The sequence below is a fragment of the Nocardioides terrigena genome (assembly GCF_003047265.1).
Taxonomy (GTDB): domain Bacteria; phylum Actinomycetota; class Actinomycetes; order Propionibacteriales; family Nocardioidaceae; genus Nocardioides; species Nocardioides terrigena.
The window spans coordinates 18,165-43,912 of record NZ_PZYY01000006.1 but is presented as its reverse complement, the minus strand read 5'-3'; the positions used below and the strand labels follow the sequence as shown (position 1 = coordinate 43,912).

General features: G+C 72.8%; 24 protein-coding genes and 1 riboswitch. Of the genes, 10 read left to right on the top strand and 14 right to left on the bottom strand.

Going from position 1 to position 25,748, the window contains the following annotated elements; all coding sequences use genetic code 11:
* Positions 1–35: 35 nt before the first annotated feature.
* The 5 genes from DAE25_RS13945 to DAE25_RS13925 all read right to left on the bottom strand — a co-directional run bounded on the left by DAE25_RS13945 (position 36) and on the right by DAE25_RS13925 (position 6,309).
* A complete protein-coding gene (locus DAE25_RS13945; protein WP_107766781.1) occupies positions 36–1,331 on the bottom strand; it encodes an MFS transporter in 1,296 nt (431 codons plus the stop codon).
* Complete coding sequence (locus tag DAE25_RS13940; protein ID WP_199907593.1) at positions 1,328–2,497, bottom strand: type III PLP-dependent enzyme; 1,170 nt, start codon at positions 2,495–2,497, stop codon at positions 1,328–1,330. The genes DAE25_RS13945 and DAE25_RS13940 overlap by 4 nt, the downstream gene beginning before the upstream one ends.
* A gap of 117 nt (positions 2,498–2,614) precedes the next feature.
* On the bottom strand, positions 2,615–3,463 hold the full coding sequence (locus DAE25_RS13935; protein ID WP_107767063.1) for a helix-turn-helix transcriptional regulator: 849 nt from the start codon (positions 3,461–3,463) through the stop codon (positions 2,615–2,617).
* Positions 3,464–3,505: 42 nt separating this feature from the next.
* Positions 3,506–4,504: an SDR family oxidoreductase gene (locus DAE25_RS13930; protein WP_107766780.1), complete on the bottom strand. Its 999-nt coding sequence runs from the start codon at positions 4,502–4,504 to the stop codon at positions 3,506–3,508.
* A gap of 152 nt (positions 4,505–4,656) precedes the next feature.
* Positions 4,657–6,309 (bottom strand): DEAD/DEAH box helicase, encoded by a 1,653-nt coding sequence (locus DAE25_RS13925; RefSeq protein WP_234411050.1) that lies wholly within the window; start codon positions 6,307–6,309, stop codon positions 4,657–4,659.
* Between the two features lie 191 nt (positions 6,310–6,500).
* Between DAE25_RS13925 and DAE25_RS13920 the strand changes: the two genes are divergently transcribed.
* Positions 6,501–6,794, top strand: a complete 294-nt coding sequence (locus DAE25_RS13920) for a virulence factor (RefSeq protein WP_107766778.1) — start codon at positions 6,501–6,503, stop codon at positions 6,792–6,794.
* Complete coding sequence (locus tag DAE25_RS13915) at positions 6,791–7,675, top strand: homocysteine S-methyltransferase family protein (protein ID WP_199907592.1); 885 nt, start codon at positions 6,791–6,793, stop codon at positions 7,673–7,675. Before DAE25_RS13920 ends, DAE25_RS13915 begins: the two co-directional genes overlap by 4 nt.
* A 7-nt stretch (positions 7,676–7,682) precedes the next feature.
* On the opposite strand, the gene DAE25_RS13910 is transcribed toward DAE25_RS13915, so the two are convergent.
* Positions 7,683–8,711: a sensor histidine kinase gene (locus tag DAE25_RS13910; RefSeq protein WP_107766777.1), complete on the bottom strand. Its 1,029-nt coding sequence runs from the start codon at positions 8,709–8,711 to the stop codon at positions 7,683–7,685.
* 205 nt (positions 8,712–8,916) lie between these two features.
* Between DAE25_RS13910 and DAE25_RS13905 the strand changes: the two genes are divergently transcribed.
* The gene (locus DAE25_RS13905) at positions 8,917–10,482 is read left to right on the top strand and encodes a peptide chain release factor 3 (RefSeq protein ID WP_107766776.1); all 1,566 of its coding nucleotides are present in this window, start codon (positions 8,917–8,919) and stop codon (positions 10,480–10,482) included.
* A gap of 13 nt (positions 10,483–10,495) precedes the next feature.
* Here the strand turns inward: DAE25_RS13905 and DAE25_RS13900 are convergent, their stop codons facing one another.
* The 4 genes from DAE25_RS13900 to DAE25_RS13885 are packed head-to-tail and all read right to left on the bottom strand — an operon-like array spanning position 10,496 to position 13,160.
* Complete coding sequence (locus DAE25_RS13900) at positions 10,496–10,741, bottom strand: DUF3072 domain-containing protein (RefSeq protein WP_107766775.1); 246 nt, start codon at positions 10,739–10,741, stop codon at positions 10,496–10,498.
* Positions 10,742–10,801: 60 nt separating this feature from the next.
* Complete coding sequence (locus DAE25_RS13895; protein WP_107766774.1) at positions 10,802–11,425, bottom strand: response regulator; 624 nt, start codon at positions 11,423–11,425, stop codon at positions 10,802–10,804.
* Positions 11,422–12,708 carry a sensor histidine kinase gene (locus DAE25_RS13890; RefSeq protein WP_159083729.1) on the bottom strand — a complete coding sequence of 429 codons (1,287 nt, stop codon included), beginning with the start codon at positions 12,706–12,708 and terminating at the stop codon, positions 11,422–11,424. Before DAE25_RS13890 ends, DAE25_RS13895 begins: the two co-directional genes overlap by 4 nt.
* A gap of 50 nt (positions 12,709–12,758) precedes the next feature.
* Positions 12,759–13,160 carry a hypothetical protein gene (locus DAE25_RS13885; RefSeq protein WP_107766772.1) on the bottom strand — a complete coding sequence of 134 codons (402 nt, stop codon included), beginning with the start codon at positions 13,158–13,160 and terminating at the stop codon, positions 12,759–12,761.
* Between the two features lie 139 nt (positions 13,161–13,299).
* Positions 13,300–13,525, top strand: a riboswitch (cobalamin riboswitch).
* A gap of 134 nt (positions 13,526–13,659) precedes the next feature.
* Here DAE25_RS13885 and DAE25_RS13880 point away from each other — a divergent pair.
* The 3 genes from DAE25_RS13880 to DAE25_RS13870 all read left to right on the top strand — a co-directional run bounded on the left by DAE25_RS13880 (position 13,660) and on the right by DAE25_RS13870 (position 17,431).
* Entirely contained in the window at positions 13,660–16,044 is a 2,385-nt protein-coding gene (locus DAE25_RS13880; protein ID WP_199907591.1) for a ribonucleoside-diphosphate reductase subunit alpha, read from the top strand.
* Entirely contained in the window at positions 16,041–17,096 is a 1,056-nt protein-coding gene (locus DAE25_RS13875) for a ribonucleotide-diphosphate reductase subunit beta (protein ID WP_234411049.1), read from the top strand. The genes DAE25_RS13880 and DAE25_RS13875 overlap by 4 nt, the downstream gene beginning before the upstream one ends.
* A gap of 110 nt (positions 17,097–17,206) precedes the next feature.
* Positions 17,207–17,431: a hypothetical protein gene (locus tag DAE25_RS13870; protein WP_107766771.1), complete on the top strand. Its 225-nt coding sequence runs from the start codon at positions 17,207–17,209 to the stop codon at positions 17,429–17,431.
* A gap of 30 nt (positions 17,432–17,461) precedes the next feature.
* On the opposite strand, the gene DAE25_RS13865 is transcribed toward DAE25_RS13870, so the two are convergent.
* On the bottom strand, positions 17,462–18,910 hold the full coding sequence (locus DAE25_RS13865; protein WP_107766770.1) for an RNB domain-containing ribonuclease: 1,449 nt from the start codon (positions 18,908–18,910) through the stop codon (positions 17,462–17,464).
* A 51-nt stretch (positions 18,911–18,961) separates the two neighbouring features.
* Between DAE25_RS13865 and yaaA the strand changes: the two genes are divergently transcribed.
* Positions 18,962–19,735, top strand: coding sequence for a peroxide stress protein YaaA (gene yaaA / locus DAE25_RS13860; RefSeq protein ID WP_107766769.1), 774 nt, complete (start codon positions 18,962–18,964; stop codon positions 19,733–19,735).
* A gap of 6 nt (positions 19,736–19,741) precedes the next feature.
* On the opposite strand, the gene DAE25_RS13855 is transcribed toward yaaA, so the two are convergent.
* Genes DAE25_RS13855 through DAE25_RS13845 form a run of 3 tightly spaced genes read right to left on the bottom strand, consistent with a single transcriptional unit; the run spans position 19,742 to position 22,896 of the window.
* The gene (locus tag DAE25_RS13855) at positions 19,742–20,482 is read right to left on the bottom strand and encodes a zinc ribbon domain-containing protein (protein WP_199907590.1); all 741 of its coding nucleotides are present in this window, start codon (positions 20,480–20,482) and stop codon (positions 19,742–19,744) included.
* Positions 20,479–21,354, bottom strand: coding sequence for a Nif3-like dinuclear metal center hexameric protein (locus tag DAE25_RS13850; protein ID WP_107766767.1), 876 nt, complete (start codon positions 21,352–21,354; stop codon positions 20,479–20,481). The genes DAE25_RS13855 and DAE25_RS13850 overlap by 4 nt, the downstream gene beginning before the upstream one ends.
* Before the next feature lie 9 nt (positions 21,355–21,363).
* On the bottom strand, positions 21,364–22,896 hold the full coding sequence (locus tag DAE25_RS13845) for an AMP-binding protein (protein WP_107766766.1): 1,533 nt from the start codon (positions 22,894–22,896) through the stop codon (positions 21,364–21,366).
* 188 nt (positions 22,897–23,084) lie between these two features.
* Between DAE25_RS13845 and DAE25_RS13840 the strand changes: the two genes are divergently transcribed.
* From DAE25_RS13840 to DAE25_RS13830, 3 genes are read left to right on the top strand one after another with little or no spacing between them, the layout of a single operon-like run.
* Positions 23,085–23,636 carry a hypothetical protein gene (locus DAE25_RS13840; protein ID WP_107766765.1) on the top strand — a complete coding sequence of 184 codons (552 nt, stop codon included), beginning with the start codon at positions 23,085–23,087 and terminating at the stop codon, positions 23,634–23,636.
* The gene (locus DAE25_RS13835; protein WP_234411048.1) at positions 23,599–25,077 is read left to right on the top strand and encodes a sensor histidine kinase; all 1,479 of its coding nucleotides are present in this window, start codon (positions 23,599–23,601) and stop codon (positions 25,075–25,077) included. The genes DAE25_RS13840 and DAE25_RS13835 overlap by 38 nt, the downstream gene beginning before the upstream one ends.
* Positions 25,062–25,736 (top strand): response regulator transcription factor, encoded by a 675-nt coding sequence (locus DAE25_RS13830; RefSeq protein WP_107766763.1) that lies wholly within the window; start codon positions 25,062–25,064, stop codon positions 25,734–25,736. Before DAE25_RS13835 ends, DAE25_RS13830 begins: the two co-directional genes overlap by 16 nt.
* The last annotated feature ends 12 nt before the right edge of the window (positions 25,737–25,748 follow it).

Here is a 25,748-nt window from a genome sequence, read left to right as displayed (position 1 = left end):
CGGCGGCTCCGTGCCACAAGGGGTGGCGGTGAACGTCATGCGTCCCGGACGCTGGTGGCGGCGGAGGTGCGCCTGCTCCCCCAGGAGCTCGAGGTCTCCGGGCCCGACGTCTGCGCTGACGAGAGCCCTGGAGCACGGCGGCGGAGCTGCCCGACGAGGACCGGCAGCGTGAGCACGATCCCGAGGCCGGCGACGGCGACCAGCCCGCCGCGTGGCCCCGCCACCGCCGAGAGCGGACCGGCCAGCAGCGAGCCGAGCGCGATGGCGCCCACGTTGAGCTGGTCGTAGATCCCGAACACCCGGGCGAGCGTCGCGCTGTCGGTCCCGCGCTGGAGCAGCGTCACCGCCGCCACCTCCGCCACCAGGGTCGTGCCACCGGCGACCGCGACGAGCGCGACGCCGAGCGCGGAGGCGCCGACCGCTCCCAGGACGACGAGGGTGGCGCAGAAGCCGAGGAGGGTCACGACCAGGACCGCGGAGGTCCGGTCGCCGCGGGTGAACCGGTTGACGACCAGCATCGACGCCAGGGCCCCCGCGGTCAGGGTGGCGTTGAGCAGACCGAGCGGGCTGTCCCCCGCCGGCGCCGTGTCGGCGAGCAGCACGATGGCCACGACCAGGTAGCCGTAGAGGAAGTTGTCGAGGACGGCGAGGCTCATGGGTCGGCGGATCTCGGGCCGACGGGCCACGGTTGCCACCCCGGCGACGAGGTCGCCCAGCCAGCCGGTCGGCTGGGCCCGCACCGGTCGATGGAGTCGCACGGGCATGGCTACGGTACCGGCGCCGACGAACAGGACGGCCGCGACGAGCACCGCGCCTTCCGTCCCCGCCCCGGCCAGGACGAGCAGCCCGAACACTCCGGGCCCGCCGATCCAGGTGACGTTCTCGACACAGGTGACGAGCGCGTTCGCCGCCGGCAGGTCGCGGTCCGGCACGCACTCCGGCGTGGCGGCGGCGAGCGCGGGGAACGACGGCGTCGCGGCCACCGCGATCAGGGCGGTGACGCCGACCATGGCGGCGACCGGCCACCCGACGACCGTCCCGACGACGAGCCCGAGCGCGAGGGCCGCTCGCACCCACGCGGCGCCGGCCAGCACGGCGCTGCGCGACCGGCGGTCGGCCAGGACGCCGGCGAGCGCGGAGCAGACGGCGTACGGCGCGAACGCCAGCGCGACGGTGACGGAGACCCAGACGCCGGACCGGGTCTCCAGCAGGACGTGGACGCCCACCGCGAGGGTGAGCACGAGCTGCCCGACGGTCGCCACGCCGTGAGCGAGGCAGAGCCGGCGAAACGCCCTGCTCGCCAGTGCCGACCGGAAACCCGGGGAGCTCACCGGTGGACCTCGCGGAGGGGCGCGAACCCGTTGAACCCGACCGAGGAGTACGTCGTGGTGTACGCGCCGGCCGCATGGATACGCAGCCGGTCGCCCGCCTGCAGGTCGACAGGCAGCTGGGGACGGTGCTGCTGGTAGAGGACGTCGACGCTGTCACACGTCGGTCCGGCCAGGACGACGTCTGCGGTCCGTCCCTGGAGCGGGCGCCCGACGCGGTGGGCAGTGATCCGGTAGCGGATCGCCTCCCCCATCGTCTCGGCCAGCCCGGAGAACAGCCCCACGTCGACGTACACCCAGCGCCGGCCGGCGCGCTCGGAGACGAGGACCACCTCGGTCTCGAGGGTGCCGGCGTCGGCGACGAGCACACGACCCGGCTCGGCCATGAGCGGCGGCACGTCCGGGCCGAGGTGGCGCCCGACCGCAGCCATGATCGCGGTGCCGAACGACGACACGTCCGGCGTCGGATCGGCGGCGTGCGCCGGAAAGCCTCCGCCGAGGTCGACGACGGCGAGGTCGGAGCCATGGTCTCGGACGAGCGTACGCAACCGGGCGGTCGTCGCCAGCGGCTCGTCCCACGCCGTGACGTCGTGCTGCTGGCTCCCGACGTGGAAGCAGATGCCCACCGGGTGGCCGTGCGTGAGCGCCCGGGCGAGCAACCGGCCGGCCGTCACCTCGTCGCAGCCGAACTTCTGGCCCAGCGCCCAGTCGGCGCCGGCTCCGCTGGTGGTGATCCGTACCAGCAGTGTGGCGCCAGGTGCCAGGTCGATCAGCTTGTCCAGCTCGGCGTCGCAGTCGACGGCAAACCTGCGTACGCCGCGGGCGTGGGCGTGCGCGATGTCGACGGCCTTCTTCACCGTGTTGCCGTAGGAGATCCGCGACGGATCGGGGTCGACGGCGAGGACGGCGTCGATCTCGCCGGGACTGGCGACGTCCCAGCGAGCGCCCTCGTCGAGGAGCACGTAGAGCACCGGCTCGGACGGGTTGGCCTTGACCGCATAGTGCAGGTCGACGCCGGGCAGCGCGGCCTGCAGCTGTCGGTAGGAGTCGCGGACCGTCGCCAGGTCGACGGTGAGCATCGGTGTGGTCGCAGCGCCCGTCGGGCCGACGCGCAGCTCGGCGTGATGCTGCTGCCGTGGGATCGGCGAGAGGGGCGGGGCGATCGACACCCGTGCCTCCCTTCGGTCCGTCGACGGCCCGCACGACGCGAACCGTCCTGCCCTAGAGGAGTCGGCAGACCCCGGCGGTGATACGCCCGACCAGCGGAGCGGGCGCGCCGGAGCGGGTCAGGACGAGGAGAGGCTCTGGGCGCCGATGACGGTGAGCATCTGGAGCTTCTCGTAGCTCTCCGTGCCGGGGTCGGCGGTGTAGACCATGAGTCGGTGCGACTGGTGGGGGTCGAAGAGCACTTGGCAGTTGAGGTCGAGCCGGCCGACCTCGGGGTGCTGGAAGCGCTTGACGTCGTCGGGCTCGAGGCCGATCTCGTGGTCGGCCCACAGGGTGCGGAACTCCTCGCTCTGCTCGAGCAGCAGCTCGGCCAGGTGGGCGGCTCGCGAGCCCGGTCCACGGACGGCGGCGATCCCGCGGAGGCCGGCGGCGTACATGCGGGAGAGGAACTCGTGGTCCTCGGGCACGTAGATGTCCCGGGTGGCGGGGTCGGTGAACCAGCGGTAGCCGTTGCTGCGCGCGGGACCTCGGTAGCGGGTCCAGTCGCCCACGAGGGCGACCTTGGGCGGAGTCTGGCGCAGGGTCTCGCCGAGCTCGGTGACGATCTCGGCCGGGGTGTCGGCGAGGCGGTCGAAGATCCGCAGCATGCCGGGGCTGACGTGCTCGCTGCTGGGGCCGCGGGCGGGCGGCTGGTGCCCGGCGAGGCGGAAGAGGTGGTCACGCTCGGGGACGGTCAGGTGCAGGCCCTGGGCGATCGAGGCGATCATCTGCTCCGAGGGCTGGGGACCACGCTCCTGCTCGAGGCGTGTGTAGTAGTCGGTCGACATGTGGCACAGGGCGGCGACCTCCTCACGGCGCAGGCCGCGGGTGCGGCGTCGCTGTCCGCGCGGCATGCCCACGTCCTCGGGCTGGAGCGCCTCGCGGCGACGGCGCAGGAACTCCGCCATCTGGCTCCGGTCGATCGTCATCATTTCTCCCTCTCCGGCGTGAACGAAGGCTGCCAGACGCTTCTACTCCGCCTGCATGGCCGGGTCGGCCGGGTCGTCGGTCGACCGACGGTCATCCGCGCCGGCGGGAAAGGTGACCCCGGCGAGCTCCACCGACGTCAGCCAGGCACGCTCGGCCTCCTCCTCGTCGCGCAGCGGCTTGTACAGCTGCTGCTCCGCCGGGGCTCCGCCCAGGTGCTGGAACCCGCTGGGACCGTAGAGGCGGCCGCCCCCGGCGTCGGGTGAGGTGGCGGCGAACAGCGCGGGGAGGCCGGCGGTCCGGGCGGTGCCGGCGAGGATGCCGCGCCTGGAGAGGACCCGGATCAGCCGCACCCCGACGGTGTCGCGCTCGCGGCCGAGCTCGGGTCGGGAGGAGAGCAGGCGGGTGGGGGCGATGCCGGGGTGGGAGAGGTTGCTGGTGATGCCCCACCCGAGGGCCTTGCTGCGGCGGTCGAGCTCGAGGCCGAACAGCCCGAACGCGATCTTGGACTGCCGGTAGGCCTTCATCCCGTCGTACGAGCGCTCCCAGCCCAGGTCGTCCCAGTGGATGCTCCCGCTGGCTGCGGCGACGCTGACCTGGGAGGTCACCCTGGCCCGGCCGGCCCGCAGCAGCGGCATCAGGTGGGCCACCAGGGCGACGTGACCGAGGTGGTTGGTCCCCATCTGCAGCTCGTGGCCGTCGGCGGTGGTCTGCCGCGCCGGCGGCGTCATCACGCCGGCGTTGCTGATCAGGAGGTGGATCGGGCCGCCCTCGGCGCGCATGGTCTCGCCGAAGGCGGCGACGGACCCGAGCGACGACAGGTCGAGGTCATGCAGGGTGACCGTGGCACCGGGGGCGGCGGCCCGGATCTCCGCGGCTGCGGCCCGGCCCTTGCCCGGGTTGCGCACCGGCAGGACCAGCTCGGCGCCGGCCGCGGCGAGGCGGTGGGCGATCCCGAGGCCGATGCCGTCGCTGCCCCCGGTCAGCACGGCACGCTTGCCGGACAGGTCCGGGACGGTGATGTCGATGTCGGTGCGAGGCATGGCGTCTCTCCTGCTGGTTGACGGTGGATGTCGGATGTCGAGCACCCAGGCCGTGGTGGACCGGGACGCTGTGGTGTCCACCGTCGCGCACATCAGCATCGACATTCAGGGAGCACCGATCCCCCCATCGGACGGAGCCACGCAGCCAGCGATCAGCCGCCGTCCTCGGTCAGGGTCGTGACGGGCAGCCAGTCGGCTCCGAGGAGCTGGGCGAGGTCGGCGAGGCCGCTGGTGTCGCCGCCCACGGTGTCGGAGGCCGCGGCGATCCGCTCCACCATCACCTTGCCGACCTGCTCCTCGACGGTGCCTTCGGCGTAGGCGATGTGCCACGGTGAGACCTGGTGGTCGCGGTGGGTGCGGCCGGTGACCTGCCGTCCGGCGATGCCGGAGAAGCGGGCCTGGTGGAAGACACCGACCCGCGGCTCCGTGCTCGCCCGGCGTCCGTCGGCCAGGGTCTCCCCGGCGTGCAGGCTGATCGAGGCGACCGTGGTGAAGACGCAGACCTTGGCCTGCCCGGTCTGGAACCGGAGCCGCTCGGCCTCGGGATCGAACCGGTCGCGGCCGTAGATCGTGGCGACCTCGATGCCGGAGTCGCGCAGCCGGTCGGCGATCGGGTCGGCGGCGGTCCCGACGAACTCCACCGAGCACGCCACCTGTCGCTCGGCCTCGACCTGCTGGGCGATCCAGGCGACCGTCGAGTCGACGCGGATCAGCCCGGCCTTCTGCCGGAAGCGCAGCAGTGCGGCCCGACCCTTGGCGACGTTGCGGCCGCGCCGGGCGATGTCCATCTCACGACAGAACTCTCCCCATTCGGCCTCGTACGCCGTCCGCTCCGCCGGCGTGAGCGCCACCGGCATCCCGGAGATGGGCACCGGCCCCCACGGCGCGGCCCGGTGCAGCATCGCCGGGGGCCGCTCCTCGTCGAGCCAGCCGCGCACGAGCTTGAGATCCGCGGCGCGCCGCGCCGGATCGGTGGTCCACGTCGCGCCGTAGCGTCCCCGTTCGACCCCGACGCCGTGGCGCTCGAGCGCGGTGGCGAACGCGTCCCCCGGTTGCGTCGCCGAGGTCCACTCCTTGATCGACTCCCCGAGCACCTGCGCGTACGCCGGTGCGAGGTAGGGCAGCTCGAGCGGCGTGTGTCCGGGCGTCGCGGTGGTCGCGATGACGAACGGCGCCTTGTCGTGCGGCTTCCCGTGTCCCGAGATCCGCGCCCAGAGCTTCCACCGCTTCGTCGTCGTACGTCGCAGCGCGTGGGCCTCGTCCGCGATGATCACGTCCCAGGTGTGGTCCGTGACCTTCTCCAGCCGGTCCCACGTGATCACGACCCACTCCAGGCCGCCGTCCCCCAGCGCGGTGATCGTGCGGCACCAGTGGCCGATGGTGATCGCGGCGGGCCGGTCGGCCACGACGAGCACCCGTCGCGCACCGCGGAGGTCGCCCACCGCCGTCGCCCCGAGAACCGCGGCGACCGTCTTGCCGACGCCGGGCTCGTCGGCGAGCAGGAACTGCCGTCCGCCCGCCTCGGCGCGCGCGGCGATCGCATCGGCCGCCTCGAACTGGATGCGCCGCGGCTCGAGCTCGTCGGTCGGCTCCGGGCTCGGCGTGGGATCGTCAGGATTGAGGGTGTTCTCGATGAACCGACCGAGCGTGTAGGGCCCCGGGGCGTAGGGCGCGAGGTGCACGGGCAGGGCGCGGCCGACGTACAGGTGGGTCTTGACGGCCGGGTGCCAGGTGGCGCCGTCGACCTGCGTCCCGTACGGGACGTCGAGCACCCACAGCCGCTCACCCGGCCCTGCAGCCGGCAACGGTCGCTGCTGCCGTGTGCCGCTCCGGCGCGCGGACGTGCTGCGCCGACGAGCACCGGATCGTCCACGACTGGCCACGCCCGGACGCTACCGAGGTCTCCTCCACGAACGGGGCCGGCACGCCCGCGGCCCGGGGTTCCAACCCTCGAACGCCTCCCCCGGGATGCGCCGTCGCACCTACGCTCCCTTGCATGACGGAGTACCAGGTGACGCGGTGGCGCGAGCTGCCCTCCATGGTCGCGGCCCGGGCCGACGACGAGACCGTGAAGTCCCAGCTCGCGACACGGTTCCAGGAGGCCATCGACGAGGCGGCGATGCGACTCGGCGACACCGGTGCGGACGACTACCTCGCCGGCTGGGAGCGGTCCTCCTGGACCGGGGCGACCGGCACGCCGACCGAGGTGCTCGACCGGGTCGTCGCCGAGCTGGAGGCGGAGTGGCCGGCCGAGCGGGTCGCCGGATACCTCGACGGGTTGGGCCGGTGAGCCGGCTCCCGGCGCTGCTGGGCGCGGACCGTCCGGTGCTCCTCGACGGCGGCATGGGCACCCTGCTCCAGGACAGCGGCCTCGAGGACGGCGCGCCCGGTGAGCTCTGGAACCTCGAGAACCCGGCCGCCGTCCGCGCGGCGCACGCGGCGTACGCCGAGGCGGGTGCCCGGCTGCTCACGACCAACACCTTCGGCGGCACCCGGCCGCGCCTGGACATGCACGGGCTCGGTGACCGGCTCGACGAGGTCAACCGGACGGCGGCGCAGATCGCCCGGTCGGTGGCCGACGAGCACGGACTGCTCGTCGCCGGCGACCTCGGACCGACGGGTGAGCTGCTCGCGCCGCTCGGGACCATGACGCCCGAGGAGGCACAGGCGCTCTTCGCCGAGCAGCTCACGGCACTGGTCGAGGGCGGCATCGACCTGGTCCTGGTCGAGACCCTGAGCGACCTCGGCGAGGCCGACGCGGCCCTGGCTGCCGCGCGGGAGGTCGCACCCGACCTCCCGGTCGTCGTGACGATGAGCTTCGACACCAACGTGCGCACCATGATGGGCGTCCGCCCGGGCGATGCCGTGACGCACCTCGCCGCGGCGGGTGCCGACGCCGTCGGCGCCAACTGCGGACGGGGTCCGGCCGAGATGGAGATCATCGCCGACCAGATGGTGCAGGCCCGCCCCGCCGGTCTGCTCCTGGTCGCCCAGTCGAACGCCGGTCTCCCCCAGGTGGTGGGCGACCACTTCGAGTACGACGCCACTCCCGGTGATCTGGCCGCGCACGCCTCCCGGCTGGCCGGGCTCGGGATCGACCTGGTCGGCGGCTGCTGCGGCTCGACACCGACGCACATCGCCGCCATCCGCGACGCGCTGGCCCCGGCCTGAGCGAGGCTCAGCGGTCCCCGGCCGTCGCCGGCGGGTCGAGGCCCACCACCCACAGCGTCCGGCGACCCGCTCCCCCGGGGGCCACCTCGGAGATCCAGCGCCCACCCCAGCGGTCCACCGGGAGGGGCGCGCGCTCGTGCCCGGTCGGTCGGCCCGAGCCGTCCTGGAGGACGTCGACGACGATCTCGTCCCGGTCGAGTCGCAGGCGCACGTCGACCGCCGTGGCCGAGACGTCACGCGCGGCCCCGAGGACGATCTCGCGGACGACGGCCGCGACGTCGACCGCCTGCCCGTCGGACACGCTCCGGTCGATCATCCCGGGCACCGCCAGCGTGGTCGCGAGGCCCGACCCCGCGGACACCTCGTCGAGCACCTGGGACAGCCGTTGCCGCAGTCCCGGCGGCGGCGACGGTGACTCGTCCAGGTCGAACACCGTCCGGCGGATGGCGAGGATGGTGTCGTCGACGGCGTCCACGCCTGCCCAGAGGCGACGCTTAGTCCGCTGGTCGCCCACCAGCGCGGCCAGGCCCTGCAGGTCCATGGCGATGGCGAACAGCTTGTGGACGACCCTCGCGTGCAGCTCGGCCGCGATCCGCAGCTGCTCCTCGACACGTACGTCGCGTGGCTCCCGGTCCGGCGGGGCCGCTCGGGGTGACAGCGTCACCGCTGCACCGACCAGGACGTGCTCGTCGTCGAGGCGTGGGGAGACCAGCATGTCGAACCAGCGATCGCCGTCCGGACCGTGGCACGGGATCACGACGGACAGCGGCGCGGGCAGCTGCCCCGCCAGCGCGGCGCGGACCGCGGCGGCGGCCAGGGCCGCGACGGGGTCCTCGCCTGCGCCCTCGCAGACCGCCAGGAAGGAGGTCCCCACCCCGGTCAGGTCCGGGTCCCCGCCGTTCTCGCGGGCGAAGCGCTCCCACGCCTCGTTCACGGCGACGACGGTGCCGGACAGGTCGAGCAGGGCCACCTCGGCGTCGGAGTGGGCTCCGTCGCCGGGCCGGTCCGGTCGATGCTGTGCGGAGTGGGTTGCCACGACACCTCGTGTGCTCCGGGTGGAGACGCGACCTGGGCGGCACCCACGTGGAGCGGGGGCCGTGCGTCACGGCGACCCTAGGCCCCGCCGGCGGGGTGGTCATCGCCCGAACCGGGCGAGGAGGGGCCGGGGGCCGTCACCTCGGGCCCCGCCCGCCACCACCGGCGAAGCGACGCTTCGGCGACGCGACCGGTAGATTCGGGCGGTGCCTGACACCCGTCCCCGCCGTACCTTCGCCGTCATCAGCCACCCCGACGCCGGCAAGTCCACCCTCACCGAGGCGCTCGCGCTGCACGCGCGGGTCATCACCGAGGCGGGAGCCGTGCACGGCAAGGGAGACCGGCGGGCCACCGTCTCCGACTGGATGGCCATGGAGAAGGCGCGCGGCATCTCCATCACCTCGGCGGCGCTGCAGTTCGTCTACCGCGACCACGTGATCAACCTCGTCGACACCCCCGGTCACAGCGACTTCTCCGAGGACACCTACCGCGTGCTGTCCGCGGTGGACTCCGCCGTGATGCTGGTCGACGCCGGCAAGGGGCTCGAGCCGCAGACCCTCAAGCTCTTCAGGGTCTGCGCGCTGCGCGGCATCCCGGTGATCACCGTGATCAACAAGTGGGACCGTCCGGGGTTGTCGGCACTCGAGCTCATGGACCTCATCCAGGAGAAGATCAAGCTGCGTCCCACCCCGCTCACCTGGCCCGTGGGCGAGGCGGGCGACTTCCGCGGCGTCCTGGACCGCCGTACCGGCGAGTTCGTGAAGTACACCCGCACCGCCGGCGGCGCCACCCGGGCCCCCGAGCAGCGGCTGGGCTCCGACGAGGTCGAGGAGCAGGACGCCCCGCTGTGGGCCGAGGCGGTCGAGGAGCACGAGCTGCTCACCCTCGACGACGCCGACCACGACCAGGAGCGCTTCCTGGCCGGGGAGACGACGCCGGTGATGTTCGCGTCGGCCCTGCAGAACTTCGGTGTCGCGCAGCTGCTGGACCTGCTGCTCGACGTCGCGCCGGACCCCAGCCCGACCGAGGGTGTCGACGGCTCGGTACGCCGTGTCGACGACGAGTTCAGCGCGTTCGTCTTCAAGGTGCAGTCCGGGATGAACAACGCCCACCGCGACCGGCTCGCCTACGCCCGGGTCGTGTCCGGGACGTTCGAGCGCGGCATGGTCGTCACCCACGCCACCACCGGTCGCCCCTTCGCGACCAAGTTCGCCCAGGCCGTCTTCGGTCGCGAGACGACCTCGGTCGAGCGGGCCGAACCCGGCGACATCATCGGCTTCGTCAACGCGCAGGCCCTCCGTGTCGGGGACACGGTCTACGTCGGCGACCCCATCGAGTACCCGCCCGTGCCCAGCTTCGCGCCCGAGCACTTCGTGACGGCCAGCGCCGGTGACATCGGCCGCTACAAGCAGTTCCGGCGCGGCATCGAGCAGCTCGACCAGGAGGGCGTGGTGCAGGTGCTGCGGTCCGACCTCCGCGGTGACCAGAGCCCGGTGCTGGCGGCGGTCGGTCCGATGCAGTTCGAAGTGGTCGAGGACCGGATGGCCAACGAGTTCAACTCCCCGATCAGGTTCTCCCGGCTCGACTACCAGGTCGCCCGGCGGACCGACGCCGCCGGAGCCGCGGCGCTGGCCGGGATGCGGGGGGTCGAGGTGCTCGAGCGCAGCGACGGCACCCGGATGGCGCTCTTCGTCGACCAGTGGCGCGCCATGGTCACCGCCCGGGACAACCCCGACGTGATGCTCGAGGCCCTCCCCGCCGGCGGCGGCTGACCGCGGTCCTCCGTCAGGAGGCCCGGCCGCTCTTCTCCTGGAGCCGGTCGATGTGCTCGGAGGCCTCTGCCTTGGTGAGGTCCGCCGACAGCTCCTCGCCGGCCTCCCGGGCCAGCGTGTCGAGGTAGCTGCGCTGCGCGCCGGTCATCGGCTCGTTGCCGGTCACCCACTCCTCGGGGTCCTTCTCGGTGGTGTTGCCCTCGGCTCCGCCCAGGGTCTCGGTCGTCGGGTCGGTCGAATGCATGTTCGAATCAGTCATGTCCCGAACCTACCCCGGTCGTCCGCCAGGTCAAGGGCCTCTTCACCCCTGGGGTGGGGGTCAGTCCCCCAGCCCTCTCCGCTCGGCCCAGAGGGCGGCCTGGGTGCGGTCGACGACGCCGATGCTGGCGAAGACGGAGGTGAGGTGCGCCTTCACGGTGCGCTCGGAGATGCCGAGCCGGCGGGCGATCTGCTTGTTGGCCAGGCCCTGGCGCACGAGCACCAGCACCTCGCTCTCACGCGGCGTGAGGTCGACCTCGGTCGCCGCCGCGTGGCGCGCTCCCAGCAGCTGCCGTGCCGCTCGCGGGTGCAGCGGGGACTCACCGCGGGCAACGGCGCGCACGCCCTCGATGATGTCGTCGGGGTCGGCGTCCTTGAGCAGGTAGCCGACCGCACCCGCGTCGAGGGCCGCGACGATGCGGTCCGCGTCGGAGAACGACGTGAGGACCAGGACGTCCGGCCCGCCCTCGGCCACGATCTGCCGGGTCGCGCTCACGCCGTCCGTGCCCGGCATCTGCAGGTCCATCAGGACGACGTCCGGTCGCGTACGGCGTACCTCCTCCAGCGCCGCGGCACCGTCCGCCGCGGTGCCCACCACCTCGAGGTCCGGCTCGCCGGAGAGCAGCTGCTCGAGCCCGCTGCGCAGCACGGCGTGGTCGTCGACGAGCACCACCCTGATCGTCATGCGCGCGTCTCCAGCCGTGTCGTCGTCCCCGCACCCGGGGCGGAGCGGATGGTGAGCTCGCCGCCACGGTCGCGCACGAGGCTCTCCAGCCCGCGTAGTCCGTAGTGTGCCGTGGCGTCGACGGCCACGGGGTCGAACCCGATGCCGTCGTCCTCGACAGTGAGCACGAGCGCGCGTCCCTCCCGGTGCAGGTCCACCGCCATCGTCGTCGCCCGGGCGTGCCGCAGGGTGTTGCGCACCGCCTCCTGGGCCACCCGCCAGACCAGCGTCGCCTCCTGCTCGCCGACGGGACCGAGCTCTCCGACGTGCACGTCGACCGCCACGCCGGCAGCGGTGACCGGTGCGCACAGGTCGTCCAGCGCGGCCGGCAGCGTGGCGGCGGTCAGGTCCGGGGGGTGGATCTCGACCAGCAGCGACCGCAGCGAGCGCAGGCTCCCCCGCAGCGACCGGGCGGTGTCGAGCAGCGTGGTGCGGGCCGGGCCGTCCTGCTCCCGGGCGAGCGCCGAGACGGCGAACGCCGACCCGGCCAGGTCCTGGACGACCCCGTCGTGGAGGTCGCGCGCGATCCGACGACGCTCCGCCGCCGACGCGGTCGCCGCACCACGGAGCAGTCGCTCGCGATCCGCGGCGGCCCGCGTGACCCGTCGGGTGAGCACCAGGATCAGGGTCGTCGCCACCGCCACGAGGAGCGCCAGCGCACCGAGCGTGATCTGCTGGAAGGGCGCGATGATGTCGGACTGGCGGTCCTCGATCCGGGCCAGCGTGTAGTACGCCTCGAAGAGCAGGGGCTCCCCCTCCGGCGTCATGACCTGGGTGTAGACCTCGACCAGCGCCGGTCCGCCGCGCTCGTAACGGTTCTCCGGCTCGTCCAGCTCGGAGACCTCGGCGTCGGAGCCGCCGTGGCGCAGGATGTCCAGCTCCTCCTCGTCCAGCGCGAAACGCTCGCCGATGAGCCGGACGTCGTCGGAGTAGACGATGGTGCCGTCGGCGGCCCACAGCTTGACGCGGCGTACGTCGCCGACCAGCAGGCGCTGCGTCGCGAGCCGGTCGAAGCGATCGAGTGCCCCCGGGTCGCCGGCGGACAGGCCCCGCGGCAGGCCCGGCTGGGCGACCGAGTGGGCGAGCAGGCTGGTCGTGGCCCGGGCGTCGGACAGCGCCTCCTCGTGGGCCGCATCGGAGGCGAGGAGACGGGCCCCGACCACGATCGCGGCCAGCGCCAGCAGCCCGACGGCCAGGAACAGCACCACCGGGCTCCGCAGGACGCGCCACCGGGACCTGGACATGGTCCGCCCAGTATGGCGAGGAACGGGCTCCGCCACGCGCGGAACCGGAGTCACCAGCTGATCGTCGCGACGCACCTGGCGCCCTTGCGGCTGGCGCGGAAGCGGAACGTGTCGGTGCCGGACAGGTCGATGGAGTAGCGCTCGACCTCGAAGGAGCCGCTCGGCGGCCGGGTCCGCGAGGTGCCGCGCGCCGAGACGCTGCCGTTGTGCTTCAGCACCCAGTCCCACCGCCGACCGGTGCGCGAGGTGTCGATCTCTGCGTCCACCTCGATCCGTCCGTCGTCCGACTCGGCCCGGATGTCCCACCGGGCCCCGTTGGTGCAGAAGCCCCGACGCTCGACGCGATCGTCGTCGTGCTCGAGCGCGCGCGCCGTACCGACGGGCAGCACGGACACACCGACCGTCGCCGTCACGACCACGGCCGTGGCCAGACAGGTGGGCAGCTTCGTCATCGAGGATCTCCTGGTGGGCGAGCTCCCAGCATCGTCCCCGCACCGTGCCGGCGCCATCGTCCTCTGGTACTACGACCATCCCGACGGCGCGAACACGCCGACACAAGATGTGGTCCCCCACTTCCTCGCGAGCCCTACATATGGTGTGCGACGCAGCTGGTTCGCGGCGTCAGCCAGACGTCTCGAGGCAAGAGGGAACCCGGTGTGAGTCCGGGACTGCCCCGCAGCGGTGAGTGGGAACGACAGCCGTCACACGCACTGGGTCGAGCGATCGACCTGGGAAGCGACGGCCGGTAGGGGTCGACCGGTGAGAGCCGGGAGGCGCGCCCGCGAGTCCGAAGACCTGCCAGCGCGCCGCACCCGTCGGGTGTGGCGGTCCGATGCCGCGCGGGACGGCTGACGGCAGGTACGACGCTGCGCCCACCCGGCGTACGTCGCGCTCCACCGTCACCCCCTCGCACGCCCGGACCATCCAGAGTCCGTCTCGCGAGGAGAGAGAATGACGGTCACCACCGACCTGCGCACCGGGATGCAGGTCCGCAAGAGGAACGGCGACGACGAGCCCGTCGACGTCAACAAGATCGTCCGCGCCGTCGACCGGTGCAGCGACGACCTGTCCGAGGTCGACCCCATGCGGGTCGCCACCCGCACGATCAGTGGCCTGTACGACGGCGCCACGACCGCCGAGCTCGACCGGCTGTCCATCCAGACCGCCGCCGAGATGATCGGCGAGGAGCCGCAGTACAGCCAGCTCGCCGCCCGGCTCCTGTCCGGCTTCATCGACAAGGAGGTGCGCAACCAGGGCGTCGCGTCGTTCAGCCAGTCGGTGGCCCTGGGCCACGCCGAGGGGCTGATCGGCGACGAGACCGCGGCGTTCGTCAAGGACAACGCCCGCAAGCTGGACTTCGCGATCGACCGGGACGCCGATCGCCGCTTCGAGTACTTCGGCCTCCGCACGGTCTACGACCGCTACCTGCTGCGGCACCCCTCGGCCCGCCTCGTCGTCGAGACGCCGCAGTACTTCCTGCTCCGGGTGGCCTGCGGCCTGGCCCGCTCCCCCGGCGAGGCCATCGAGTTCTACCGGTTGATGTCGCGGCTGGCCTACCTGCCGTCGTCGCCGACGCTCTTCAACTCCGGCACCCGGCACTCCCAGATGTCCTCGTGCTACCTCGTGGACAGCCCCCGCGATGACCTCGACTCGATCTACTCGCGCTACGCGCAGGTGGCCAAGCTGTCGAAGTTCGCCGGCGGCATCGGGCTGTCCTTCAGCCGGGTGCGCTCGCGTGGTGCGCTGATCCGGGGCACCAACGGGCAGTCCAACGGCATCGTGCCGTTCCTGCGCACCCTCGACGCGTCCGTCGCCGCGGTCAACCAGGGCGGCCGCCGCAAGGGCGCCGCGTGCGTCTACCTCGAGCCGTGGCACCCCGACGTGGAGGAGTTCCTCGAGCTGCGCGACAACACCGGTGAGGACGCGCGTCGCACCCACAACCTCAACCTCGCCCACTGGGTGCCCGACGAGTTCATGCGCCGGGTGGAGGCCGACGAGGTCTGGTCGCTCATCGACCCCGACGCCGCCCCGGAGCTGCCCGACCTGTGGGGAGCCGCGTTCGACGAGGCCTACCGAGCCGCGGAGGCCGAGGGCCGCTACGTGCGGCAGGTGCAGGCGCGTGACCTCTACGCGCGGATGATGCGCACCCTCGCGCAGACCGGCAACGGCTGGATGACCTTCAAGGACGCCTCCAACCGCACGTGCAACCAGACAAGGGACACCCCCGGCGGTCCGGTGGTGCACCTGTCCAACCTGTGCACCGAGATCATCGAGGTGTCCTCGGACGGCGAGACGGCCGTCTGCAACCTCGGCTCGGTCAACCTGGCGCGGCACCTGGCCGACGGCGGGTCGGTCGACTGGGACGCGCTGCGTGCCACCGTCCGGACCGCGGTGCCCCTCCTCGACCGGGTCATCGACATCAACTACTACCCGAGCACCGAGTCGGCCGCGTCCAACCCCCGGTGGCGCCCGGTCGGCCTGGGGCTGATGGGCCTCCAGGACGTCTTCTTCGCCCTGGGCCTGCCCTTCGACTCCGAGGAGGCCCGCGAGCTCTCGACCCGGATCTCCGAGGAGATCTACCTGACCGCGCTCGAGGTGAGCTGCGAGCTCGCCGAGCGGCACGGTCCGCACCCGTCGTACGACGAGACGCGGGCCGCCCGGGGCGTCCTCCAGCAGGACCTGTGGGACGTCACCGGGACGCAGACCGCGCGGTGGGCGGCGCTGCGCGAGCGGATCGCCGAGCACGGGCTGCGCAACTCGCTGCTCATCGCCATTGCCCCGACGGCGACGATCGCCTCGATCGCTGGCTGCTACGAGTGCATCGAGCCGCAGGTGTCCAACCTGTTCAAGCGCGAGACGCTGTCCGGCGAGTTCCTCCAGGTCAACACCGCCCTCGTGCGCGAGCTCAAGGCGCGGGGGCTGTGGACCGCCGAGGTGCGCGAGCAGGTCAAGCGTGCCGAGGGGTCCGTGCAGGGCGTCGCCGCGCTGCCCGAGGACGTACGCCGCCTCTTCCGCACGGCGTGGGAGCTGCCGCAACGCGCGCTGATCGACATGGCGGCCGCGCGGTCGCCGTACATCGACCAGAGCCAGTCGCTCAACCTCTTCATCGCCGGCCCCTCCATCGGCAAGCTCAGCTCGATGTACCTCCACGCGTGGAAGGCCGGTCTCAAGACCACCTACTACCTGCGCTCGCGACCGGCGACGCGCATCCAGCAGACGACGACGTCCGTCAACGACCCGGCCGCCGCTCCCCTGCCCGTCATCGACCCCCTCCTCGACCAGGACGCGCTCGCGTGCTCCCTCGAGAACCCCGAGAACTGCGAGGCCTGCCAGTGACCACGACCGACCACAGCACCGACCACAGCACCGCGACCGACACGAGCGCGACCAGGATGCTCCTCGACCCGGGGATGAACCTCACCCTGCGGCCGATGCGCTACCCGCACTTCTACGACCGCTACCGCGACGCCATCAAGAACACCTGGACCGTCGAGGAGGTGGACCTGCACTCCGACCTCAAGGACCTGCAGCGGCTGAGCGACGCCGAGCGGCACCTGGTGTCGCGGCTGGTGGCGTTCTTCGCGACCGGCGACACCATCGTGGCCAACAACCTCGTGCTCAACCTCTACCAGCACATCAACTCCCCCGAGGGCCGGCTCTACCTCTCCCGGCAGCTCTTCGAGGAGGCGGTGCACGTGCAGTTCTACCTGACCCTGCTCGACACCTACGTCCCCGACGAGAAGGAGCGGCACGAGGCGTTCGCGGCCGTCGACAACATCGCGTCGATCAAGGCCAAGGCCGACTTCTGCTTCCGCTGGATCGACTCGGTCTTCGACCTCGACGCGCTCGAGACCCGTGAGCACCGGCGCAGGTTCCTGCTCAACCTGATCTGCTTCGCGGCGGTCATCGAGGGCCTGTTCTTCTACGGCGCGTTCGCCTACGTCTACTTCCTCCGCTCGCGCGGGCTCCTCAACGGTCTCGCGTCGGGCACCAACTGGGTCTTCCGCGACGAGTCGATGCACATGGCGTTCGCGTTCGACGTCGTGGACACCGTCCGCGAGGAGGAGCCCGACCTCTTCGACGAGCAGCTGGCCGCCGACGTGCGCCAGATGCTCATCGACGGCGTGGACGCCGAGGCGCAGTTCGCCGAGGACCTCCTCGGCGGCGGGGTCGCCGGCCTCTCGACGACCGACATGCGCGCCTACCTGGAGTACGTCGCGGACCGGCGCATGCAGCGCCTGGGCCTCGAGCCGATCTACGGCTCGAGCAACCCGCTCGCGTTCATGGAGCTCCAGGACGTGCAGGAGCTGTCCAACTTCTTCGAGCGCAAGGTGTCGGCCTACCAGGTCGGCGTCTCAGGCTCGGTCGGGTTCGACGAGGACTTCTGATCCACGCGCTGTGACCTGCGGTACCGGGGACCGCAGGTCACAGCGGGCGCCACCCCGGCGTCTCCGCCGATTCGCCGGACCGGGGGCCGGCGCTCTGGGAGGATCCCGCCATGGCCTACGCCGGCGCCCCCGCCACCTCCGTCGCCTCGGCGGCCGCCCTCGGCTGCGCCGTCGGGGTGGTGCTCGGCTTCACGCCGATGCTGGCGGTCGTGGCCGTGCTCGCCGCCACCGTGGGGATGGCCCGGGGCGAGGGCTTGGCCGGCATCGCGGTGGTCGTCGGCATCATCGCCCTGTTCTGGGCCTTCGTCCTGCCGTCCGCGACCTGGCTGTCCTGACGACCCGACCCGAGCCTCAAGGCACCGGCGTCACTCCAGCGTGAACTCCACCGACCGGGTCGGGACGTCGGCCTTCGTCAGGGTGAGGGTGACGTCCTCGCCGACGGGCAGCGGCCGCGCGCTGACCACCGTCGCCTCGATCGCCGGCTCCTGCACCGTCGCGTCCCCGCGCCGGTCGTCCTTCTCGTCGGTCTCGAGGACCACGGCCGGGAACGACTCCCCCACCCGCGGGGCGAGCATCGCTGCCTCGACGAGGTTGAGCACGGCGTTCTGGTACTGGTTGGCCCGGCGTCCGGACTCGCGCATCGTGTCGGGCAGGTCGCCGAGCCTGGCCAGCACCCAGTCCGGGACCTCCTCGCCGGCGCAGAGCGCGACGCAGATCTCGAGGGCGTAGCGGTCGACGAGCCGGCGCAGCGGGGCGGTGACGTGGGCGTACTCGGAGGCCAGCGCGGAGTGCTGCGGCTGCTCGGGCAGGTCGCCGTTGAAGCCGACGTAGCCACTCCCGCGGAGCAGGCGCGTGCACGCGACGACCATCGCCGCGTGATGGGGCTTCGACACGTCGAGCGAGCGGATGAAGTCGGGGTAGAGCTGCTCCGCCGGCCACTCGATGCCGAGGGCGCGCGCGGTGCGGTGCAGCCGCTGGACGTCGTGGGGGTCGGCGGGCGGCAGGGTGCGCAGCAGTCCCACGCGGGCGTAGACCATCAGCGAGGCGGCGGCGAAGCCGGTGAGCAGCGAGATCTGCGCGTTCCACGTCTCGACGGGCAGCATCGTGCGGAACTCGAGGCGCCACCGGCCGCCCTCGTCGATGATCTCCTGCTCGGGCAGCGGCAGGGACACCCCGCCGCGCGCGGCCTCCCGGGCCAGCCGCAGCTCGCCCACCTCCTTCAGCAGGGTGAACATCTCGTCGGCGGTGCCGGCGTCGAGCTGCTCCTGCAGGGTGGCGTAGTCGAGCTTGGCCCGGGAGCGCACCCGGGCGCGCACGACGTCCACCTCGGTGCCCTCCCCGGTCTCGTCGACGCGGATCGTCCAGACCAGGGCCGGTCGCACCTCGTCGGGCAGCAGCGAGCCGGCCTCCTCGGAGATGGCGGTCGGGTGCAGCGGGATCTTGGAGTCCGCGCCGTAGAGCGTCTCCCCCCGCCGGTTGGCCTCCACGTCGACCGGGTCACCGGGGGTGATGAAGGCGCTGAGGTCGGCGATCGCGTAGTGGACGACGTACCCGTCGCCGTCGCGCTCGATGTGCATCGCCTGGTCGAGGTCGCGCGCCGAGGCCGGGTCGATGGTCACGAACGGCACGTCGGTCCGGTCGAGGTCCGGCATCCGGGGACGGGCCGCGGCCTCGGCAGCGGCGCGTTCCACGGCCTCGGGGAACGCGGACGTCACCTTCATCTCGGCCTGGATCGCGGCGATCCCTTCACGCAGCGTCTCGGCGGAGACGGTGTCGTCGCCGGTGCGGACTGTGATCACGCGGTTGCTGGGCATGCCCAGCACCCTAGCCAAGGCGGGCACGACCGAGCCCCTACTCTTGCCCGCGTGCTGATCCTGTTGCCGCCGAGCGAGGGCAAGACCGCTCCCCGACGCGGCAGGCCCCTCGACCTGTCCACCCTCGGGTCACCGGTCCTGACCCCGACCCGCGAGCGGGTCGTCGAGGCGGTGGTCGCGCTGGCGGCCCGTCCCGACGCCGCCGACCTGCTGGGCCTCGGCGGCACCCAGGCCGACCTCGTCGAGCTCGACGCGCGGCTGCGGACCTCGCCGACGACGCGGGCCGACCGGGTCTACACCGGTGTCCTGTACGACGCGCTGGGCTTCGACACGCTCTCCAGCGCGGCGAAGCGACGCGCGACCAGCCGGGTGGCGATCACCTCGTCGGTCTTCGGCCTGGTGCGCCCGGGCGACCGCATCCCGTCGTACCGCCTCTCCGGCGACGTCAGCCTCCCCGGCCTGGGACCGGTGGCCGGACTGTGGCGCGAGGCCCTCGGCGAGGCGGTCGAGGAGGCGGTCGGCCCCGGGCTGCTGGTCGACCTCCGGTCCACGATGTACGCCGCGTTCTGGCGCCCGCCGGCCGGGCTCGCGCCGCGGGTGGCCACCGTCCGCGTGCTGCACGAGTCCGGCGGCGTGCGCAAGGTGGTGAGCCACTTCAACAAGGCGACCAAGGGGCGGATCGTGCGCGCCCTGCTGGAGGACGGCGGCAACCCGCGCACCCCGGCCGCACTGGCACGTCTGCTGACCGACCTCGGCTGGACCGTGGAGGTCGGCGAGCCGACCACCCGCGGGACCCAGCTCGACGTCGTCGTCAGCGAGGTCTGACCGGGGTCAGAGCCCCGACTCCGCCGTGCGGACGAGGATCCGCTGGCACTCCTCGCAGCGCACGACCTCGTCGGCCGGCGACCGGCGGATCTGGACCAGCTCGGCGGCGTCCACGGTGATGTGGCACCCGCCGCACTGGCGGGCCCGCAGCTCCGCGGCGCCGATGCCGGTCTTGGCGCGCAGCCGCTCGTAGAGCGCCATCAGGTCCTCGGGGATCCCGTCGGCGGCGGGCGCTCGCTCGGCCTCCGCGGCCGCCAGCTGCTCGTCGATCTCCGCCCAGCGGGCGTCCCGGGCGGTGGCGAGCTCGGCGACCTGGGCGTCCGTCTCGGCGAGCTGGGCGGTGAGCCGGTCCAGGGTCGCCTGGGCCTCCTCGAGCCGCTCCATGATCTCGAGCTCGGCGTCCTCGAGGGTGCTGACCCGACGGTCGAGCGACGTCAGCTCGTGCTGCATCCGCTCGAGGTCCTTGGGGTTGGTGATGAGGCCGGCGTCCATGCGCTGCTGGTCGCGGGTGCGGCGGGCCTTGACCTGCTCCACGTCCGCGTCGGCCTTGCGCTGCTCGGCGGTGAGGTCGTCGACGACGATCCGGGCGTCGCGCAGCCGGTCGTCGACGTCGCCCCGACCGGTCTCCAGCTCGGCGATCCGGGCGATCTCGGGCAGCGCGCGCCGCTGGTGGCGCAGCTGGTCGAGTCGCGCGTCGACGGCCTGGAGGTCGAGCAGCTTCAACTGGGCTTGCGGGTCGGCTTTCAACGCTCTCCTCGGATGGGGCTGTGCTGGCTGGTGCTTGCGGAGGGGGTCCCCTGCTCGACCCGGAACTGCCAGGGATCGGTGCAGCGGGTGCTCACGCGCGCCTCGACCCTATCGCCCAGCGCACCGGTGAGGCGGGCCTGCACCACCGGCAGCCACGTCCACTCGGCCGCCCAGTGGGCGACGTCGACCAGGGCGGGCCCGTCGTGCTCGCGGAACTCCCCCGCGCGGTGGTGGCGCAGGTCGCTGGTGAGGTAGACGTCGACGTCCGACCCGACGAGCCCGTCGAGCAGGAAGTCGCCCGCTCCCCCGCACAGCGCCACGCGTCGTACGGGCCGGTCCGGGTCGCCGGACACCCGCACCCCGTGTGCGGTGCTCGGCAGCACGGCGGCGACGTGCTCGGCGAAGGCGCGCAGGGTGGTGGGCGCCACGGAGCCGGTCCGGCCGGTGCCGGTGGACGCCCCGTCCTCCGCCGGGAGGATGGGGGCCAGGTCGGTGAGGCCCAGGGCGAGGGCCAGCGCCTCCGACACCCCGCCGGAGGCCTGGTCGGCGTTGGTGTGGGCGGTCAGGAGGGCGCAGCCGCCCGTCACCAGGGTGTGCAGGGTGCGGCCCTTGGGCGTGGTGGCGGCGACCCCGTGGACGCCGGCGAGGAAGAGCGGGTGGTGCGTGACCAGCAGGTCGGCGCCCCAGTCGACCGCGTCGCGGGCGACCTCCGGCGTCGGGTCGACGGCGAGGAGCACGCGTCGTACGTCGGTCGCCGGGTCGCCGGCGGCGAGCCCGACCGCGTCCCACGAGTCGGCGGTGGCGGGCGGGTACCAGCCGTGGATCAGGTCGACGACCTCGGCGAGCGTCGGTGGGGTCGCAGGGGTGGACATGCGGGCAGGCTAGTTGACCTGCCGGTCCCGGCCGTCCCAGTAGGGCTGGCGGAGCTTGAACTTCTGGAGCTTGCCGGTCGCCGTCCGGGCGAGCACCTCGCGGAACTCGATCGAGGTGGGCGCCTTGTAGCCGGCCGCCTTGTCCTTGCACCAGGCGATCAGCTCGGCCTCGGTCACGTCCGACCCCTCGGCGAGCACGACGAGGGCCTTGATGGTCTCGCCCCACTTCTCGCTGGGCACCCCGATCACCGCGACCTCGGCGACCGCCGGGTGGGAGAAGAGCACGTCCTCCACCTCGATGGACGAGACGTTCTCGCCGCCGGTGATGATCACGTCCTTCTTGCGGTCGCTGATCGTGAGGTAGCCGTCGTCGCCGATGACGCCGCCGTCACCGGTGTGGAACCAGCCACCGTCCAGCGCCCGGGCCGACTCCTCCGGCTGCTCCCAGTAGCCCTCGAGGACGACGTTGGAGCGCGCCAGCACCTCGCCGTGCTCGTCGGTCCGCAGCCGTACGCCGAGCGCCGGGGCGCCCGCGCGCGTCAGCCGGGTCGCGCGCTCCTCGGCCGACAGGTCGTCCCACTCGGCACGGGTGCGGTTGAAGGTCAGCAGCGGCGACGTCTCGGTGAGGCCGTAGATCTGGACGAACTCCCAGCCCAGCTCCTCCTCGACGCGGACGACGGTCTTCGTCGGGGGCGGAGCCCCGGCCATGATGATCCGGACCCTGTCCCGCCCGGGGATCTCGCCCTCCCAGGTCTGGGCGGCCTCGAGGACCGCCGCGGCGACGGCCGGCGCCGCGCACATGACGGTGACGCCGTGGTCGCGGACCCGGCGCAGGATCTCGGCGCCGTCGACCTTGCGCAGCACCACCTGCGGGACGCCCAGACCGGTCATCGCGAACGGCATCCCCCACCCGTTGGCGTGGAACATCGGCAGCGTGTGGAGGTAGACGTCGCGGTCGGTGACGGCCGCGTGCATCGCGAAGGTGACGGCGTTGACCCAGATGTTGCGGTGGGTGATCTGCACGCCCTTGGGCCGGGCGGTCGTGCCGGAGGTGTAGTTGATGCAGGCCGTCGCGCTCTCGTCGGGCTCCCACGCGCGGGGCTCGACGCCCTCCGCGGCGAACATGTCGCTGTCGTCGCCGATCACGAAGCGGTGCTCCGCGGTGACGCCGGACAGGGCCTCGTCGAGCTCGGGGTCGACGTACAGGACGCGGGCGCCGGAGTGCTCGACGATGTAGGACACCTCGTCGGGGCGGAGCCGGAAGTTGACGGGCACGAGCACGCGTCCCGAGCCGGCCACGCCGAAGAACGACGCCAGCAGTCGGGCGGAGTTGTGCGAGACCACCGCGACCCGGTCGCCGACCTCGAGGCCGAGCTCGTCGAGCCGGGCGGCCTGCCGACGGGCCAGCGCCGCCAGCTCGGCGTACGTGAGGTCGCCCAGGGAGGGCGCCGGCTGGTCCGGCTCGTCGACCACGCCGACCCGGTCGCCGTAGACGGTCCGGGCGCGGTCGATGAAGTCCGTGACGCTGAACGGGACGAACATGGCACTCCTCATGGTCGGACGGGTCGACACTGCTCGCTGGTCGCCACTGTGGCACGCGTCACCCGGGCGTCGCGAGGGATCGTCCGCCGGAAGCGGCGGACGGCCGCCCCGGCGCGACGAGTGGCCGCATGAGAGACCTCTCATGGTCGTCTCATCGGCCCTCCATCAACGACCGCGACAGTGTCGACATGAGCTCGTGGGTGAAGACGCTGGTCGTGCTGGCACTGGTCGTGCCCATGACGGCGTACGTCGCCGGCTCCCTGGTGGCCTCGAGCTCGTACGAGCCGAGCGACCGCCGACCGGTGATCATCCAGGACGCGCCGTCGCAGGACTCCGACCGCGTACGCGGCACCTCCGGGCAGGGTGAGCAGGGCGAGCGGGGGGACGGGCGCGGCGGAGACCGCCGGGGCGCGGGCACCGGAGGAGGCACCGGCGAGCGTCCGCCGCCGACGTCGGGCCCCGCGCCCGACACCACGGCACCGGCGCCGGTCGGGGTGCCGACCACCGGCACGACCGCGACGACGCCCTCCTCACGACCCGCTCCGACACGCTCGCCGACCGGTCCCGGCACCGGTCGCGGCACCGGGCAGCCGCCACCGTCAGGCACCGTCGAGGATGATGACGCCACCGTCGTCCTGCCGCCACCCACGTCGGTGGACGACGACGACGATGACGATGACGACGACGGCCCGGAAGAGGACGATGACGACGAGGGGGACGACGACGGGGACGACGACTGATGTCGTCCGTGCGCCGCGCAGCGGCCCCCTCGCCCAGGTGTCGGTCCGCACCCGCATCACGGTGGTCATCTCCCTGCTGACCGCCATCGCCATGGCGGGGGCCGGAGGCCTCGTCTACGCCCTGGAGTCGGCCCGCATCGAGCGCGCGGTCAACGAGCAGATCGACCAGGAGATCGCCGAGTTCCGCGAGCTGCGCGTCGACCCCAACACCGGCGACCCGTTCGACGACGTCGGCCGCCGGCTCAACGTGTTCCTGACCCGCAACGTGCCCGACGACGACGAGATGCTCGTCAGCTACGTCGGGGGCGAGTTCATCGAGCGCAGCGCCAACCGCTACGGCCAGGAGTTCCTCGACGAGCCCGGCTACCAGGGCGCGGTCGAGGCCGGGGTCACCGACGGTGGCACCGAGATCATCCAGTCCGACCGCTACGGCGAGGTCTGGGTGACCGTGGTCCCGGTGCGCAACGCCCAGAGCTCCGGCGCGCTGATCCTCGTCAACTTCCTGGCCGACGAGCACGAGGAGCTCGAGCGCACGCTGCGTACCTACGCCCTCGTCGCGCTGCTGTCGCTGGGGCTGATCGCGACCATCGCCGGCTTCCAGTCCGGGCGACTGCTGGCCCCGCTGCGCGTGCTCGAGGAGACGGCCCGGGACATCACGACCACCGACCTGTCCCGGCGGATCCCCGAGCAGGGCAACGACGACATCACCGCCCTCACCCGCACCATCAACCTGATGCTCGAGCGGCTCGACTCCGGGTTCTCCGACCAGCGCCGGTTCCTCGACGACGCCGGCCACGAGCTCAAGACCCCGCTCACGGTCCTGCGCGGCCACCTCGAGCTCCTCGACCCCGAGGACCCGGACGAGGTGCGGGAGACCCGCGACCTGCTGCTCGCGGAGTCCGACCGCATGTCCCGGCTGGTGGGCGACCTCATCGTGCTGGCCAAGACCCGGCGCCCCGACTTCCTCGCCCCGGCGCCGGTCGACGTGGGGGCGCTCACCCCCGCGCTGCTGGCGACCGCCCGGGGCCTCGGTGACCGCGACTGGCAGCTCGACGCCGTGGCCGACGGCACCGTCACCGTCGACGAGCAGCGCATCACCCAGGCGGTCCTCCAGCTCGCCGACAACGCGGTCAAGCACACCGACCCCGGCGACACGATCGCGATCGGCTCCGCCCTCGCGGGCGGCACGCTGCGCCTGTGGGTCCGCGACACCGGCCCCGGTGTCCCCCACCGCCACCGCGCCGCCATCTTCGAGAGGTTCGGCCGCGGCGACGTGCGTGCCGGCGACGAGGGCTTCGGCCTGGGCCTGTCGATCGTCCGTGCCATCGCCGAGGCGCACGGCGGCTCCGTCACCGTCGGTGACGCGGACCCGCCGGGGGCCCGCTTCGAGCTCGTCCTGCCCACCCATGCCGAGGAGGCGTCCCCATGGCCCAGATCCTGATCGTCGAGGACGAGGAGCGGATCGCCTCCTTCGTCGCCAAGGGCCTCCGGGCCGAGGGCCACCAGCCCACCGTCGTCGGGGACGGCCCCGGAGGCCTCGACGAGGCGCTCTCGGGGCGCTTCGACCTGCTGGTGCTCGACATCGGCCTGCCCGGCATGGACGGGTTCGAGCTGCTCGACCAGCTGCGCTCCCAGGGCAGCAGGATGCCGGTGATCGTGCTGACGGCCCGCGACTCGGTCACCGACACGGTGACGGCGCTCGACAACGGGGCCGACGACTACATGGCCAAGCCGTTCCGCTTCGCCGAGCTGATGGCGCGGGTCCGGCTGCGGCTGCGCACGGCGGACGCCGCCGACGCCCGACCCCACGAGGAGGTGCTGCGGGTCGCCGGCGTGGAGCTCGACCGGCGCACCCGCCGGGTGACGGTGGCCGGCACCGAGCTCGACCTCTCCGCGCGCGAGTTCGCGCTGGCCGAGATCTTCATGCTCAACCCCGGCCAGGTCCTCACCCGCGAGCAGCTGCTCGACCACGTCTGGGGCTACGACTTCGACCCCGGGTCCAACGTCGTCGACGTGTACGTCGGCTACCTGCGGCGCAAGGTCGGCAGCGACACCATCGCGACCGTGCGCGGGGTCGGCTACCGCTTCCGGCCGGCGTGACCCGTCCCGGCG